General features: G+C 41.3%; 25 protein-coding genes. All 25 read right to left on the reverse strand.

What is annotated here, in order from left to right:
- Window positions 1-112: 112 nt before the first annotated feature.
- The 25 genes from P7J36_RS00210 to ssb all read right to left on the reverse strand — a co-directional run bounded on the left by P7J36_RS00210 (window position 113) and on the right by ssb (window position 13,425).
- Window positions 113-532, reverse strand: coding sequence for a hypothetical protein (locus tag P7J36_RS00210; protein WP_408550894.1), 420 nt, complete (start codon window positions 530-532; stop codon window positions 113-115).
- Window positions 533-543: 11 nt separating this feature from the next.
- Window positions 544-1,119: a major tail protein gene (locus P7J36_RS00215; RefSeq protein WP_044682835.1), complete on the reverse strand. Its 576-nt coding sequence runs from the start codon at window positions 1,117-1,119 to the stop codon at window positions 544-546.
- Between the two features lie 12 nt (window positions 1,120-1,131).
- Window positions 1,132-1,455, reverse strand: coding sequence for a hypothetical protein (locus P7J36_RS00220; protein WP_024402334.1), 324 nt, complete (start codon window positions 1,453-1,455; stop codon window positions 1,132-1,134).
- Complete coding sequence (locus tag P7J36_RS00225) at window positions 1,452-1,805, reverse strand: HK97 gp10 family phage protein (protein WP_408550893.1); 354 nt, start codon at window positions 1,803-1,805, stop codon at window positions 1,452-1,454. Before P7J36_RS00225 ends, P7J36_RS00220 begins: the two co-directional genes overlap by 4 nt.
- Window positions 1,802-2,101, reverse strand: coding sequence for a phage head closure protein (locus P7J36_RS00230; protein WP_044770626.1), 300 nt, complete (start codon window positions 2,099-2,101; stop codon window positions 1,802-1,804). Before P7J36_RS00230 ends, P7J36_RS00225 begins: the two co-directional genes overlap by 4 nt.
- Window positions 2,088-2,369, reverse strand: a complete 282-nt coding sequence (locus tag P7J36_RS00235; RefSeq protein ID WP_043033219.1) for a hypothetical protein — start codon at window positions 2,367-2,369, stop codon at window positions 2,088-2,090. Before P7J36_RS00235 ends, P7J36_RS00230 begins: the two co-directional genes overlap by 14 nt.
- A gap of 2 nt (window positions 2,370-2,371) precedes the next feature.
- Entirely contained in the window at window positions 2,372-2,713 is a 342-nt protein-coding gene (locus P7J36_RS00240) for a hypothetical protein (protein ID WP_238716099.1), read from the reverse strand.
- A gap of 11 nt (window positions 2,714-2,724) precedes the next feature.
- Window positions 2,725-3,891: a phage major capsid protein gene (locus P7J36_RS00245; protein ID WP_408550892.1), complete on the reverse strand. Its 1,167-nt coding sequence runs from the start codon at window positions 3,889-3,891 to the stop codon at window positions 2,725-2,727.
- Entirely contained in the window at window positions 3,888-4,466 is a 579-nt protein-coding gene (locus P7J36_RS00250; RefSeq protein ID WP_408550891.1) for an HK97 family phage prohead protease, read from the reverse strand. Before P7J36_RS00250 ends, P7J36_RS00245 begins: the two co-directional genes overlap by 4 nt.
- Window positions 4,453-5,655, reverse strand: a complete 1,203-nt coding sequence (locus P7J36_RS00255; RefSeq protein WP_044760611.1) for a phage portal protein — start codon at window positions 5,653-5,655, stop codon at window positions 4,453-4,455. Before P7J36_RS00255 ends, P7J36_RS00250 begins: the two co-directional genes overlap by 14 nt.
- Window positions 5,656-5,719: 64 nt before the next feature.
- On the reverse strand, window positions 5,720-5,944 hold the full coding sequence (locus P7J36_RS00260; RefSeq protein ID WP_024376867.1) for a hypothetical protein: 225 nt from the start codon (window positions 5,942-5,944) through the stop codon (window positions 5,720-5,722).
- A 9-nt stretch (window positions 5,945-5,953) separates the two neighbouring features.
- Complete coding sequence (locus P7J36_RS00265; protein WP_172075978.1) at window positions 5,954-6,688, reverse strand: ORF6C domain-containing protein; 735 nt, start codon at window positions 6,686-6,688, stop codon at window positions 5,954-5,956.
- 1 nt (window position 6,689) lies between these two features.
- Complete coding sequence (locus tag P7J36_RS00270; RefSeq protein WP_248020275.1) at window positions 6,690-6,938, reverse strand: hypothetical protein; 249 nt, start codon at window positions 6,936-6,938, stop codon at window positions 6,690-6,692.
- Between the two features lie 114 nt (window positions 6,939-7,052).
- Window positions 7,053-7,229: a hypothetical protein gene (locus P7J36_RS00275; protein WP_172075982.1), complete on the reverse strand. Its 177-nt coding sequence runs from the start codon at window positions 7,227-7,229 to the stop codon at window positions 7,053-7,055.
- Between the two features lie 75 nt (window positions 7,230-7,304).
- Window positions 7,305-9,080 carry a terminase large subunit gene (locus P7J36_RS00280; protein ID WP_408550890.1) on the reverse strand — a complete coding sequence of 592 codons (1,776 nt, stop codon included), beginning with the start codon at window positions 9,078-9,080 and terminating at the stop codon, window positions 7,305-7,307.
- On the reverse strand, window positions 9,073-9,462 hold the full coding sequence (locus tag P7J36_RS00285) for a P27 family phage terminase small subunit (protein WP_044475319.1): 390 nt from the start codon (window positions 9,460-9,462) through the stop codon (window positions 9,073-9,075). The genes P7J36_RS00280 and P7J36_RS00285 overlap by 8 nt, the downstream gene beginning before the upstream one ends.
- Window positions 9,463-9,572: 110 nt before the next feature.
- Window positions 9,573-9,902: an HNH endonuclease gene (locus tag P7J36_RS00290; RefSeq protein WP_408550889.1), complete on the reverse strand. Its 330-nt coding sequence runs from the start codon at window positions 9,900-9,902 to the stop codon at window positions 9,573-9,575.
- A 303-nt stretch (window positions 9,903-10,205) separates the two neighbouring features.
- Entirely contained in the window at window positions 10,206-10,748 is a 543-nt protein-coding gene (locus P7J36_RS00295) for a site-specific integrase (RefSeq protein ID WP_016356231.1), read from the reverse strand.
- A gap of 185 nt (window positions 10,749-10,933) precedes the next feature.
- Window positions 10,934-11,338 (reverse strand): transcriptional regulator, encoded by a 405-nt coding sequence (locus tag P7J36_RS00300; RefSeq protein WP_074415281.1) that lies wholly within the window; start codon window positions 11,336-11,338, stop codon window positions 10,934-10,936.
- A gap of 173 nt (window positions 11,339-11,511) precedes the next feature.
- Window positions 11,512-11,652: a hypothetical protein gene (locus P7J36_RS00305; RefSeq protein WP_277842610.1), complete on the reverse strand. Its 141-nt coding sequence runs from the start codon at window positions 11,650-11,652 to the stop codon at window positions 11,512-11,514.
- 8 nt (window positions 11,653-11,660) lie between these two features.
- Complete coding sequence (locus tag P7J36_RS00310) at window positions 11,661-12,056, reverse strand: beta-sandwich lipoprotein (RefSeq protein WP_408550888.1); 396 nt, start codon at window positions 12,054-12,056, stop codon at window positions 11,661-11,663.
- Entirely contained in the window at window positions 12,040-12,309 is a 270-nt protein-coding gene (locus P7J36_RS00315; RefSeq protein WP_277842612.1) for a hypothetical protein, read from the reverse strand. Before P7J36_RS00315 ends, P7J36_RS00310 begins: the two co-directional genes overlap by 17 nt.
- Window positions 12,306-12,827 carry a hypothetical protein gene (locus P7J36_RS00320; RefSeq protein WP_408550887.1) on the reverse strand — a complete coding sequence of 174 codons (522 nt, stop codon included), beginning with the start codon at window positions 12,825-12,827 and terminating at the stop codon, window positions 12,306-12,308. Before P7J36_RS00320 ends, P7J36_RS00315 begins: the two co-directional genes overlap by 4 nt.
- Window positions 12,820-12,999, reverse strand: a complete 180-nt coding sequence (locus P7J36_RS00325) for a hypothetical protein (protein ID WP_105242830.1) — start codon at window positions 12,997-12,999, stop codon at window positions 12,820-12,822. The genes P7J36_RS00320 and P7J36_RS00325 overlap by 8 nt, the downstream gene beginning before the upstream one ends.
- A gap of 12 nt (window positions 13,000-13,011) precedes the next feature.
- Window positions 13,012-13,425, reverse strand: a complete 414-nt coding sequence (gene ssb, locus P7J36_RS00330; protein WP_277842614.1) for a single-stranded DNA-binding protein — start codon at window positions 13,423-13,425, stop codon at window positions 13,012-13,014.
- Window positions 13,426-13,431: the final 6 nt, after the last annotated feature.

The raw sequence follows: 13,431 nt of genomic DNA on the forward strand, positions 1-13,431 counted from the left end.
TTACTGCGTAAATTCACATAATCCGTCTGATAATCCAGAGCCATTCCGATTGAAATATGCTTCAAATCATCAATGGATAAACCTGTCTCCTTGCAACAAGAGAGATAGGATTCTACTGTAAAGATTTCATCGCTTGCAGATTCTGACGAGTCTGTTTCTTTTTTGTCTGCATACTCGCACTCAACATTTCCATCAAATCTTGTCCGATTTCTTGGACAGGAAATTCTTCCATTTCCATGAAGAATTGAGCATAAGGCTTGATACGAGGGTTGGCAGACTTGGCAAAGGTCCAGAAAAGACGGTTGAAGAAAGTCATATCAAAGTCAGCAAGGGCCGACATATCAATGTCACTTGCTTGTAATTCCTGACCAGGTTCCAACTTATCAAGTTTAGACAAGAGGGCTTGACTGTTCAACATTGAAAATAGATCCTGGAAATAGTCCTTACCAAACTCTTCCTTGTAAGCAATCGGAGTGTAGCCATTTGTGGCCAATTCATACTCCTGATCACCAATCGGAATGATTTTACGCATCTAAGACCTCCTTATCCACCAACAGCGGCTGGCTCATAGACTTTCTTGAACCAATTGTCATAGACTTCCTTCTTGTCTGCCGATGTGACCGAGCGTTTCACTACAGTATCAAGCGGACGTGGGCTAGCATTGAAAGTCAATTCTCGCTCATTGACACTTGTACCGCTCTTTGTCTTAGAGCCAGTTGCTGGACGGCTAGCAGAACAGTAGTAGAACACATGTCGGGTCTTGTTCTTGTCCCCTGAAAATTCAAACATTAAGGCAAACGGTGTTGGCTCGGCATCGCCTTTTTCTGTCAATACACCTGTCTCGGTATCTTTAATCTCACCGAGAATTTTTGTGGCAAATTGATCAATGATGTGAGGTACTTTCCATTTGCCCTCATAACCTTCATTGGCATTCATGAAGTGATAATCAATATCATCTGCTTGAATAGCACCTGATTCCCCTTTCGGTTCAAGAGTGATTTCCATTGCCCCAGGAAAACGGAAAATCTCTCCGTAAGTTAGCACCCCTGTCTCAGCACTGATGCTAGTAACGGGTGCAACGTGTACATTTTTCAGACCATAGGTCACTTTATTTTCCATGTCATTCCTCCTCTAGTAGAGATAGACTGTATAAGGCTTGACATAAAGCCTTTCCGTCTCAATAAAAGTTTCTTCTTGAGCTTCAAAAAAGAGCTCATGGTTAGACCATAGCTCTTCCAAACGCTCCTCCAAATCCTCATCCTTTCTCTCAAATGCCAACTCAACAACCACTGACTTAATCTCATGGTTCCTTGTATTGTCAGCAGAATTGACAATAGGATTAGATTCGAAATACACAAGGTAAGGCATATCAGGGACGTTCCCTTCTTGATATGCTCGATAGGTTACAGGCAACCCAGCCTGTTCTAAGATATCTGCAAATTCTGATAGCTTCATCGACCAAGCTCCTTAATCCGTTTTTCAAAGTTTTCTTTGACCTTTTCCTCAACAGGTTTGATATGAGGTTGTGCTTTACTACGTCCACCGTTTCGTAACAAATGATTGTTCTCTAGTAAGTGAGTAAGTCGGTAAGTTGGTGCAGCATTATGGACCACATACGACCCCTTAGCGTTCTTCTTAAACCGCCAATTCCTAGCATACTTTCCATACCTTTTAGGACTAGTCACTTTCAGTTCGTCCACGGCTTCACTGGCCACATCTTCAGCAATAAGATCAACTTCATCTTCTATCTCAGACGAATACTCAGCTAAAGCTTTAGCAATCTCATTGGCTAAGTCTTTACTCATGATAATTTCTCCGTCATGGTCAATTCAAGAGTTTCAAGGTCAACAGGATAGGTCTTGAGGATGCGGTATCTTTTCCCTTCGAATTCGGCCAATTCTTGATTGTCGTATTCAAAACTATGAATATCAACTACTAGACTTGGACGAATGCCTGCTTGATTGGCTTGGTAAAACTCTGACCTGGTAATTGACTTCTTGCGACACAGTAGGACAGTTTTGACTTCCTCAGTGATGTTCTGTTTCAACTTGTCTTTCCCAGTGATGTTCTTTGCTATCAGAGTGATTTCATGATTCCACATTGCTTGTCACTCCTTTTGACGAAACTTGCAGATTATGTAATCGCCATTGAAGGTGACGTGGCATATCCACACCACCTTCATAACGATAAGCAGCAAAATCAACCACAAACATCTCATGATCAGCTCTAGCAGAATCCAATTCAACACCGAAAGTCTGCGACAATTCAGAAATGACGGCATCAAGAATTTTCTTCAACGGCTTATCCCTGAGAGTGGTTGAAATGCCTAGCTTCAGTTTAAGCAGTTCTAATAGCTGATCAGTGTCCATGACTATTCCTCTGCTTTCTTAGTGGTACGCTTCCGCTTTGGTTTTTCTACTGGTTCATCAGCGGGCTTGTCACCTTCTAGAAGCTCTGGCTCTTCTTCAGTAGATTTGTCATCTTCTGGAAGCTCTGGCTCTTCTTCAGTAGATTTGTCATCTTCTGGAAGTTCTGGAGCCTCATCAACCGTAGTCAAAAAGATTGACCCAGCTGAATTTGAGCCAGTCAGCAAACCTTGGATGAAATCATCCGAAGGTTTGTGACCAGCACGAGGGTAGGTTTCGTCCAAAGCGTAATCATGTTTGTTTGGGTCTGTCAAGTCCTTGAAGGGACGGATAACTTTGTATGCCATTGACTATCTCCTTACTGAACGGCATCGGTGTAAGTACCAAATACACCTGCATCAGCATCAGTCTTCTTAACATCAAAACGTAGGTATGAAGCAAGGTTCTTACCAAAGCGATGATTGTCTTCCCACTGAACTGAGAGTTCCATACGATCAAACAAGGTCAAGAAGTAATGAATATCCCCGATAAAGTATTTCATATCGCCTTCTGAACCGAACAGCTCGTCAGCGATAGGATAGATAGGCTTGCCTGAGAATGAGTAGCCTGTAGGTGATGTGATGTCTGGTTGCAACATATAGCGACCTTCTTTGTCTTTGACTTTATCCAAAGCATTGAACATTGAGTCTGTAACAACAAGGACTTTATTGTAGACTGATTTGATTTTGACATTCAAAATGTCTTTTAAGCCGTCATATCCAGAAGCGTTGACAACGGTAGCAGTTTTCAAGATGTCTGCAACAAGGGCCAATTTTGTTTGTTCGTCCTGGTCTTGGATATCATCCTGCATGATGCCGATAAGGTCATATTGAGCATCGTCGATAGCTTCACGAGAGATTGGTAGTTCGCCACGGTAAGTCTTGATTTTGTAATCAACTTCAGTGATTTTAGACTTACCAAGTTCTGGGTTTTCTGCAAGCTCACCAACTTCAGTCATTTTACGATTAGACTTCTTAATAACCGGATATGACCCAGATCCACTTGATACTTTCACCACATGGATGAGATTGAGCAATGGATTCTGACGCTCAGGTTCTTTTTGTGGTTGCAAGACTTCTTTAGGGATGATAGCACCTACATCTGTTGTCTTAACTCCCTCACGCTTCTGCCCAATAGAGCGGACATAAGCGACAACTGCTTCGCGTTTTTCCATTTTCTTCTTACCTCCACGGTCTTCGCCCCCTTCGTAAGTAGGGGCTTTGCGGTTTTGTTCATCGATTTGCTTTTGAAGGTCCTCAATTTCCTTCTCCAATTCAGCTTTTTCAGCTTCTTTAGATTCCAGTTCTGCTTGAAGTTCTTCAAGAGTTTTCTCAACAGCTGACACTTCTTCCTCAGTCTCAGCACGTTCCAACTTATCTGCTTCAAGAGCAGTACGTTTCTGCAAGTCCTTGATGGACTCTTCAAGTTCAACTACTTTCGTAGCTTTAGCTCGCATACGAGCACCAAAAATTAGAGCTTTATTCATAGCTTAAATTTCTCCTTAATTTCTTTTTTACGCTTATCAAGCATTTCACGATTTGCACGTAGTTGACATTCAAAGTCCTTCTGACGTGCAGCAATTTCCGTCTGTGGATATGCTGGGAAAGTACAAGGACTAACTTCAAAGATTTCAAGTTCCAAGATAGTGTCCAGGTAAGAACCGTCATCACGCTCTTCCGTGCTGATTTTGATTGGGAAGAAGCCAAAACTACAACCAATCACATCCCCACGCTGAACACGAGCATAAGCACCGACCGCTTGTGGGTCATCCTTGTTGATGATAATATCGCCAAACAGACCAACATCATCAACACCGAGCCGCACTGTGTCATTTCCAGTCCGACCAAGCACCAAACTATGGTCATGATTAAATAAGGCACGGATGTCGGCATCTTTAATAGCCTTCTCAACACCCTCACGCTTAATCACTTCAAAATAACCAGACCAAAGTTCAGTCTCTTCATCAAACTTGATAAAGTAGCCACTCAAAATCAAATCGCCAGACTCTTGTTCCTCGCGAGTTTGAAATTGTGTGGCCATGTAAGCCTTACGTTTCTGCATCGGTATTTCCTCCTTCCTTGTTTAATTTGCTCTGATTGCCTAACTCACCCTGCGGCAGATAGTTTTCAAGAACAATGATGTCATCCATTTCAGGATCAGGAGTCATGCCAACCCAATCTCTCCACTCGTTCCGACGCATAGCAGCACTGTTTGTCATTTGTTGAGCAACTGTTGACAGCTCTGTGATGTCGTAAGAATAGAGTGAACGTGGATTGAACTTGAAATAACGATTGCTAGATACCAGCAAATCCCTTGTCAATGTCTGAGTGATCGTTGTAGCAATGCTCATGACCGTTGTATTGACAAAGTTGTTGTATTCTTCTTTGTTGAAGTCTCCAACCCCCAAGATAAAAGCTGGCACTCCCAAAAGCCCAGCCACTGTTTTCTTGTCAATCTCAACCGATTCATTCAAAGCAATGTCATTCAGATTCAATGGTTTAACTTGCTCAACTTCCATAAGGGCATCTGGTATTATCCACGGCTCTCCTGACTGGCTTGTGGATAGATACTTCTTAGCAATCCTGTCACGGCCCTCTTGACTTCCCAACTCATCACTGGATGAATCGACCTTGACAATTAAGCTCGGAACATTCTTGCCACTCATGAAGCCTTTTTTAGTCTGAGTAGCCAAGTTTAGGTTGCGGACAATGTCCTTCAAAGCCAGCCGATACCCTGTTCCGACATAAGGACTATCTGGATCAGGATTGATTGCAAAGTGGACAACATCATCAGGCTCGTATTCCCTACCCTTGTAGCAAATCACATAGTCTAAATCATTGGACTTAAAAGAGACCTCATCCATCGGGAAGGGTCTCAAGTTCAAAATATAGTCTGTCACAGGATCATATTCGACATGAAGGACGGAATTACCGTCGCCGTATAGCAACAAATCACGCACAATCTTGAAAATCCAAGTCTTCCTGGTCATGTGTGCACAAGGATTGATGTCAATCTTCCGAGCCAATCCGTCCTTGATACGAATATCACCCTTGTCTGTATTTTCCATCAGATGTATGGTCATATTCGACACCATATCAGCAATCTTATTGACAGCCAATATCACATCAGGATTCCTAGCAAGCGGCACATAACCATCACCCTCAAAGATAATTCCAAAATCCGAATGACTAAGCATACTCACAGTTGACTGTGGCTTACTCCTCTTACGGAACCTATCAAAGAAACCCATTCTTTCTCACCTCCTTTCTAGGCATAAGAAAAGCACCCGATTTCTCGAATGCTTATCGTTAGACTTAATGACCAATTTCTATTAGTTCAAGGTACGTCAGGCCAGAAGATTTTTTTAGAGCTTCAATTTTTTCAGACAACAAATCACGTTTCGTTCTAAGATTGAATAGAAAAATCTTATTACTCAACTTTCCCGAACGATTTAGGCTCATCAAGTCATCCATTTCCTCGACAAAATCAAGTTTAGCCTTGACAATATCTGCCAATAATGTAGCTTGCTTTTCAGTCATCACTTCCTCCTACTCCATAAAATCAAAACTCATCTGGCTGTTACAAGCCTGGATTTCCATTTTCAAGTTTGTGGACGGCTCCCAGTTCTTCCAGTAAGCATAGGCAGCCTCAATCGCCTTTTTCGGTAGCAAGTCATAGCGAGAAACACGGAAATGCTCCTTGAAATCATTCATCGCCTGTTGGAAGACACGTTTTGCTAAAGATTTGTCCATATAGGCAGGGCTATCCATCCCACCCATACAAGCTACCACACGCTTTTTTCTAGTCTTTTCCAAGTCCAAACGTACATCAGGGTTGATAGGCTGTTCAGCCTTCAAGTAGTTCAAATCCGCCTCAAATACATCTTGACGCTGACGCATACTCTTCTGAGTTTCCAAGACATAGATAAGAGCGTCCTCGTTTACAGTTTCAGGCGATACCGTATAACCACCAGTCCGACGGATAGACTTCAAAATCGCCTTGACCTTCTTCTTGAACTGTTTGGCAATCGGCTTGCGTGACTGCATAAGAACTTCATACAAACCGTCCTCGGTCACAAACCACATTTCACGTTTCTGACCTGATGCAAGGATTGTTTGCATCAGCTTTTCATCTTCGTCAATTGTTTTTAGCATTTCAGACGCTCGACTATGCTCAATCCATTCAGCCACATCCTTAGCCAGGAACAAAGGCTCGTCCGCCGTCCCATAAATCGTAAAGTTCTTCCCCAGTACTTCCTGTTGATTGATAATTTGTAGTTCCATATTAGTTTCCTTTCATTGCATTTTCGATAATTGTTCTATGTTCAGCCTCTAAGCTGTCTAAACGGTGCATAATTAAATTCAGTAAAGCAAAATGTGAGCCATGAGCCACAATAATATCGTAATAAGTTTCTGGCTTGTCGAATTTCGGTTCTCGTGACAACCAGTTATGAATAATATTTAAACTCTCACGAATTTCAGCAGTAAAATTCAACAATTCTTCGTACTCACTTAAAACATCAATTTTTGCCATAATAAAAACTCCTTTGGGTATGACAAAGAAGCTCGTTTCTGATATAATGATTTCAGAAAGAGTTTCTTTCGGGTGATAGCTTAGAACCAATTGTTTGGCGACGTGGGTTCTAGGCTATTTTGATTTCTCAGACTTAACAAGTTCAATCCCACGCATGACCACTTCTGTTTTGGTCATGTTTTTTTGCTCTGCAACGTCTTCTAAGTCTTGGAACTGCTGTTCTGTCATCCTTATCTTGATTTGCTTGTTTTTTGGATTTTCACTTTTAGGTCTTCCAATGGTTTTACCCATTTCATCACCTCCTTTTTGGGTGTACAATTATTTTATAACTGTTCACCCAAAAAGTCAAGAGGTTTTTGAAAAAAATCAATCAAAGAATTGCAGCACATTCTGGTTCTTACCAAGATTAGCAAGAGCCTGGATACATGCAAAGACGCTGGCATCAAACAAGTCAATCCTTGCCGTACCACCGTCACCGTCTAGTTTTTCATACTGCACCGCATCGTCCACCTTTTCGATTGCTCTGACATTGCTGACACAGTATTCATAGGCCTCAGAATGCAGATAATAAAACTCCCTATTCTTGACCTTGAACTCAATCCGCCTGAAACCTTCTGATTTCAAGTAAAAAAGCTGTGGCTGGTCAATCATCTTGAACTTAGCCTTTTTCATCTTGCTCAAAAACTCACGACCAAACTTTCTATCCATACCGACAGCAGCAATCTTGAAGCCTTTCTGCCTCATCTCGATAAACCACTTGACGATATCATCATAGAGTACCGTTGGAGTGTTGCTCATTGTCAACCAACCGTCCGACTGCCATCCGAAAAGTGGGATGCCGTCATCATTGGCTTTCTTCTGAGCGTTGACACGAGGGAAGAAAGCGTGGGTGATACAGATGTCAATGTCTTTTTCACCGTCATTGTAGATGCCATAGAGTGCAGCAGCTGTCAAGTCATGCAAGCGTGACAAGTCCGCCCCACCATACCACTTAATCGGCAAGCGTGCCAGCTCTTCCAAGCTCCAATCATAACAGTCATCCGAAGCTATGAACTCATCAGGATTGAAATAAGCATTCATAGAGTTAGTGAAGACATTCAAAGTCTTATTGAAGAACTCATTCCTTGTCTGTGGATCGTTCATAGCTTGCTCAGCTTCTGCTCTCAAGGCTGGCATGGACACCGTGACACCCCAAGACGGATTGGCCATCTTCAAAACATTGTCATCCAGATAGTCTCCAACATCGCCGTCCGTCGTCTGGTTAGCCTTGCAGATAAAAATGAACAGCGATTCATCAGTGATTAACTGCTTGAGCACCTTCTGACAGTATTTCAGCCTGTTAGCTAGGAATCCTGTCGGAATATCCCCAGCTGTGGAGATAACAAAAAGCATACTGTTACGGTATGCCGACATTGTTTTCTTCATGAGACCATACTTCTTGGAATTTCGCATGGTGTGAGCTTCGTCAATAACAGTAACATTACCATTCAGAGAGTCCAAACGGCTCTCATCATTGGCCAATGCCTGTATATAAAACGAACCATCATCTCCAAAATTTGCTGTGATAGAGTGTTCCTGATTGTTGTCCTTGATACGGATAGACTTATCATTCCACCGTTCCACATTGAACTTGATGAAGTTGAAAGCTTCCAATGCCTGCTTGACTGAGTTTGCTACGATGTAACATTTCGAACCACTATCAGCATCCAAAATCTGATAAAGCAGAGCAATAGCAGCAGTAAAACTGGTCTTACCGTTTTTCCGTGCCAGCATTATCAACGCTTCCTTAAATCTACGCTCATTTGTGCCAGCGTGATAGAACCCAAATAGATTAACAACTGTGAAATGTTGCCACGGTTGCAAAATCAAAGGCTTGTTACGGATAGACATGGCAAACATGTCATCTCCTTGCTGATGAACAATTGAGTTCTCGATGAAGTGAACAGCAAAATCCACTATATCCTCATCAAGTTCATAGGCTGGATTTTCCAAATCCCTCAAAAAGCGTTCAGCAGCCAAAATCCGTTCTTCGTTATGTTCCTCTTGATAGTTCAGGACATAATCAACATAGGCTTTAGCTTTTCCAAGATTGGTTGTAGCGTGGCGAAAATCGGCAAAACGTTTTTCAAAGTCTTTATCCATCTTTCACCCGCTTCTTTTTCAGTTCATCCTTGAACTTCATAACTTCTTTGAGTGGTGAACCTTGGTCCTGCTCGACAACCTCACCCAGTGATTTTGGGTTAAGCATAAGCTGGTTCGAATAGCTCAAGATGTCTTTTCTGAGTATTTCCATTGCTGTCAAGATTGGAACTTTACGCTCATTCTCAGCACCAGCCTTGTTAACATAGACATCTGTGACAGGATAGCCCATGTCAGCATAGTCTTGAGCTAGTTTCTGGTACTGAAACAACATCCCAGCAAATATATCAATGATCATTTCAAATTCTTTTCGATAGGTGCCCAAGTCTTTCATCTGCTTGACCACTTTTGACTTGATTGACTTCACTGTAATTGGTTTAGCCAAAAACTAACCCCCTTTCTACAAAATCGCTGAGTTTTTACCCCCTTTTTGTCTGACGGCTCCCGACTTGGAAAAAGTTCCCTTCACCGGTTCCCAGGACGCTCAAGAATATTTCAAAAAGTGGGGGGGTATCCATAAAATTTCTGAAAATCCTTCTTTCTCTTCTTTTGCCAATAAATTCCCTGACCGACAACTTTGTCATTAACCCTGTCATGAAAAGTATTATGCTTGCGATTGGTTAACGCTAAACAATTCCATTCTACGAATTCAAGCTCAGGATATTCAGACACAGGAAAGATATGATGAATCATTTCAGCTGGTACCGACAAACCATATCTCAAACTTTCCTGACAAAGGTAATCGTGTTCCCTCATAACTTTGTCCCTGAACTTTTCCCACTTCTTTGTTCTCAGTGTTTGTCGAACTGGTTTGTAATATGCCATATAACTCTCCCTTCTCAACACAAAAGGGACAGGTCAGAAACCTATCCCTACTCTTACAAAGAAATCATGCTATCATAATAAATCCTTTTTCGTGAGAAAGCAAGAGTTTATTTTCTCACTTTGGCTCTTTGAAATTATTTCCTTAACCTCGTAAAAAATAGACCAATTCCATCACTCAGTTTCACATATCTTATATTTTGTTAAACTCAGACGATTTCTGAAACCATTGATAAACACGGCTTTTCAGACTTTTGATTTTACCAGTTTATTATTAACTCAATATGTGAAAGTGATAACTAAAAATTAAATAACAAAGTTCCGTAGTGCATCATCTAACTCAGCTTGTTCAATCCCAATATATCTGAGAGTGATTGCTGGTGATGAATGGTTGAACATCTTTTGCAATGTTCCTACGTCCTTTGTCTTGTTGTAATATTTGTAGCCAAAGGTTTTTCTCATGGTGTGAGTGCCTACGTTATCTATGCCAAGTTCCTCAGCTGCTTCATGAATGATCTGATAAGCTCTCTCACGAGTGATAGGCTTGTTCTTCCCTTGACGGCTTTTGAATAGAAAGTGGTGAAATGGTTTATCTTCGACATACCGCCTCATTTCTTTTTTTAGTTCCTTTGTCATCCGTCTAGTAATCTGCTTACCAGTCTTTCTTTCCCTTAGTTTAATGTGCCAACCCTGGACATCTTTGACCTTGAGTGTGAGAATATCCCCAACCCTCAATCCAGTGTTTAGTCCTGTAATGAATAGCATGTAATACATTTCATTCCATTCCCTAAGATAGTCTTTCATGGCCTGGATATCGTCATTGTCTTTTATTGGTGAGACCTCTTCCATATTTTCCTCCTTTCTACAAAGCAAAAAAGCCAGTGCGAGACTGACTTTATATGACTTCTGTTGAAACAACTCTTTTGTAAAATATTAAGGATAATTCCCACAAACTGATTGTGTTTTGTTTTCAGAAGCTCATGCTATCATAATAAATAGATTTTTATGAGAATACAAGGCTTTGTATTCTCATTTTACAAAATCCCTTTGGTCCTAGCATATGTTTCGAGAATGGTTTTGCGTTTTCGATATATTTTGGCATTGCTGAAGTATAGCTTGTCAGCGATGTCTTCCCAGTCTAACTCAGCCTGCCCCCATCGCATATCAAAGATATCACGCTGTTCATCGGTCAATCTTTCAAGAAAAGATTCAACAGTTTCTTTGAAAAGCTCAAGGTTTCTTAATGGGACATCTGTGCTTAGTTTGATGACGGTGCTTTCTGTCGGTTTGCTGATACCGCCTGCCCGACTTCCGACAATGTCCTCTCCATTGCTGGACATCAGCTCTGCCCTTCTTGCCCAGATAGCCCTTTCGATATTTCTGAACTTGAACAGTTCTTGGTCTAAGTTGTACAGCTCTCTGTTGTTCAATGCCTTCAAGTTCCACCTCCATTTTTTTAATTACTTCAACCAAGCCATTAAAGACATAACCTATGGCTTTAGCAATTTCCGAAAATGCCTGTTTGATTACTGCCATGACATCCTCAAGTTGTTCTGGACTTAGTTTGGCCAGTTCCTGTTCCAACTGCTCCAGTTCCCGCTGACGTGCCTGCTTAGCTTTCTTTTTCTTGATTCTTTTGTTCATGTTTCTTATAAGTCCCCCAAGCTCCCATGATGATAGCGATTAGTACAACCAACAGAAACGCAATCACAATCATTGCTGATAAAAATTTAATAATTTCAAGTAAAATCATAGTTCCTCCTAATCCACAGCCTTGACTTCCAGTGGTAACCACATCTTCGGATTGAAGTTGATAGTGTAGTCGTAATTCGACACATCCTTTGTCTTCACATCCTGAACCACATAGGATACATTATCAGACAATCCAATGATGTGCTTCTGATATTCTTCATCAGCTGTCTCAACCAAAATTTCCAGTTGATTATCTGTCGTATCTGCTACAATCGACATTCGACCACTCATCTCAAACATCACATCATTTGTGATAGCATTCAATACTGTAACCTTTCGTACTACGTTGAAATTGTCTGCCTCTTCCGATAAGTTATGTCGAACAACATCAGCTTGGTCAGAACATCCAGCTAACACTCCAATTACTCCAATAGTTATTAATACTAATTTAATTTTGTTTTTCATTCTCTTCTACCTCCGAATAATATTTATCACCTTTCGCCTTTACTTCATGAAAATAGGCTCTGTAACTTTCGTCTTGAATGTCATCAAGGTTGATTTGCTTTGCCACTTCATATACTGGTTCGTTATAATCACAGCAATGTAGATGCCACAACTGGTTCTCCTGCAAAGAGTTTCGATTGAAACCGCATGAGCTTTGAGCTGCTGCAAAAACAAGTGCTGTCAATAACTCTTCATCAAGCTGAATTGTAATCATTTCGCCCTCCATTTTCTTTTGTTTGCCCGTTGCTTAGCTGTTTCTCTAGCTATTTCATCCCAGACATAATCGGCATTTTCAAGCATGAGGTCCACACATTTGTCTTTAAGAGTCTCAATGGCAACTTGGTCCTCATCCTTTTCTCGGTAGCATGCCGCCAACTCCTTCTTAAGCTCAGCTATTTCTTCAGCATAGCGGTCTTCCGAGCTAATCACATTCGAGCTGTTAAATGTAATAGTGTCAATCTGACAACCCAAAAATGCTCGCAAGACCATTTCAACATCATCGACTACAACTCCAAGACCTGCTCTATTGAGATTGCTGGTGACTTCTTTTGAGTTACGGTTATTGATTGATATTGGATGAGGTATCGTGTAGCCCAATTGCTCAGCTTGCTGAAAAACGGCTTTTGCCATTTTGTTGTTTGCACAGATAATCTGATTGCCTGTCGCATGACTTTCCAAAATAGCCATTGTAGTTTTGCCGAAACATCGGCCAAATCCAATAATTTTAGTCATTAAATCCTGTCCTCCATTCAATCCAATCATGTTTGATTTTGCCTGTAAATAGGTTTCGATACATCGTGACTTTCGTGTGTGTACCATACTTTCCATTGACAATTGAAAAAGTCCTAGTCTTTTCAATTACCCATGGATCCTGAGAGTAGGGATAGCGGTTAGGTTTATTCATAATGTTCTCCTACTAAAACGGCAAGTCGTCATCTGTAATATCCATCGGCTGACCGCTGAAATTCGGTGGTATCTGCTCTTCCATACTGGAATAATTAGCACTATTGTCACGCTTCTCAAGCACCTGGAAACTTTCGGCAACTACTTCGGTTACATAAACCCGTTGCCCTTGCTGATTTTCATAGCTTCTGGTCTGAATTCGACCAGTAATACCAATCAAGTGACCTTTCTTAGTCCAGTTTGCCAAGTTTTCAGCTTGCTTGTTCCAAATGACGCAATTGACAAAATCAGCTTCACGGTCACCAGCTGCATTCTTAAAATTACGATTGACTGCCAAAGTGAAGGCACCTACTGCCACATTGTTAGGTGTGTAGCGTAGCTCAACATCTCTGGTCAAGCGACCAACCAAAACAACATTATTGATCATGTAATT

Source organism: Streptococcus suis, from assembly GCF_046032115.1.
Classification (GTDB): domain Bacteria; phylum Bacillota; class Bacilli; order Lactobacillales; family Streptococcaceae; genus Streptococcus; species Streptococcus suis_AJ.

What these genes read in the sequence shown, in the direction of transcription:
- P7J36_RS00235 (WP_043033219.1), bottom strand. Translation starts at nt 2,369, where the DNA reads ATGGACACTGATCAGCTATTAGAACTGCTTAAACTGAAGCTAGGCATT.
- P7J36_RS00210 (WP_408550894.1), bottom strand. Translation starts at nt 532, where the DNA reads ATGCGTAAAATCATTCCGATTGGTGATCAGGAGTATGAATTGGCCACA.
- P7J36_RS00230 (WP_044770626.1), bottom strand. Translation starts at nt 2,101, where the DNA reads ATGTGGAATCATGAAATCACTCTGATAGCAAAGAACATCACTGGGAAA.
- P7J36_RS00280 (WP_408550890.1), bottom strand. Translation starts at nt 9,080, where the DNA reads ATGGATAAAGACTTTGAAAAACGTTTTGCCGATTTTCGCCACGCTACA.
- P7J36_RS00220 (WP_024402334.1), bottom strand. Translation starts at nt 1,455, where the DNA reads ATGAAGCTATCAGAATTTGCAGATATCTTAGAACAGGCTGGGTTGCCT.
- P7J36_RS00275 (WP_172075982.1), bottom strand. Translation starts at nt 7,229, where the DNA reads ATGGGTAAAACCATTGGAAGACCTAAAAGTGAAAATCCAAAAAACAAG.
- P7J36_RS00295 (WP_016356231.1), bottom strand. Translation starts at nt 10,748, where the DNA reads ATGGAAGAGGTCTCACCAATAAAAGACAATGACGATATCCAGGCCATG.
- P7J36_RS00260 (WP_024376867.1), bottom strand. Translation starts at nt 5,944, where the DNA reads ATGACTGAAAAGCAAGCTACATTATTGGCAGATATTGTCAAGGCTAAA.
- P7J36_RS00325 (WP_105242830.1), bottom strand. Translation starts at nt 12,999, where the DNA reads ATGAATAAACCTAACCGCTATCCCTACTCTCAGGATCCATGGGTAATT.
- P7J36_RS00310 (WP_408550888.1), bottom strand. Translation starts at nt 12,056, where the DNA reads ATGAAAAACAAAATTAAATTAGTATTAATAACTATTGGAGTAATTGGA.
- P7J36_RS00255 (WP_044760611.1), bottom strand. Translation starts at nt 5,655, where the DNA reads ATGGGTTTCTTTGATAGGTTCCGTAAGAGGAGTAAGCCACAGTCAACT.
- P7J36_RS00215 (WP_044682835.1), bottom strand. Translation starts at nt 1,119, where the DNA reads ATGGAAAATAAAGTGACCTATGGTCTGAAAAATGTACACGTTGCACCC.
- P7J36_RS00265 (WP_172075978.1), bottom strand. Translation starts at nt 6,688, where the DNA reads ATGGAACTACAAATTATCAATCAACAGGAAGTACTGGGGAAGAACTTT.
- P7J36_RS00250 (WP_408550891.1), bottom strand. Translation starts at nt 4,466, where the DNA reads ATGCAGAAACGTAAGGCTTACATGGCCACACAATTTCAAACTCGCGAG.
- P7J36_RS00240 (WP_238716099.1), bottom strand. Translation starts at nt 2,713, where the DNA reads ATGGCATACAAAGTTATCCGTCCCTTCAAGGACTTGACAGACCCAAAC.
- P7J36_RS00305 (WP_277842610.1), bottom strand. Translation starts at nt 11,652, where the DNA reads ATGATTTTACTTGAAATTATTAAATTTTTATCAGCAATGATTGTGATT.
- P7J36_RS00290 (WP_408550889.1), bottom strand. Translation starts at nt 9,902, where the DNA reads ATGGCATATTACAAACCAGTTCGACAAACACTGAGAACAAAGAAGTGG.
- P7J36_RS00225 (WP_408550893.1), bottom strand. Translation starts at nt 1,805, where the DNA reads ATGAGTAAAGACTTAGCCAATGAGATTGCTAAAGCTTTAGCTGAGTAT.
- ssb (WP_277842614.1), bottom strand. Translation starts at nt 13,425, where the DNA reads ATGATCAATAATGTTGTTTTGGTTGGTCGCTTGACCAGAGATGTTGAG.
- P7J36_RS00245 (WP_408550892.1), bottom strand. Translation starts at nt 3,891, where the DNA reads ATGAATAAAGCTCTAATTTTTGGTGCTCGTATGCGAGCTAAAGCTACG.
- P7J36_RS00270 (WP_248020275.1), bottom strand. Translation starts at nt 6,938, where the DNA reads ATGGCAAAAATTGATGTTTTAAGTGAGTACGAAGAATTGTTGAATTTT.
- P7J36_RS00315 (WP_277842612.1), bottom strand. Translation starts at nt 12,309, where the DNA reads ATGATTACAATTCAGCTTGATGAAGAGTTATTGACAGCACTTGTTTTT.
- P7J36_RS00320 (WP_408550887.1), bottom strand. Translation starts at nt 12,827, where the DNA reads ATGACTAAAATTATTGGATTTGGCCGATGTTTCGGCAAAACTACAATG.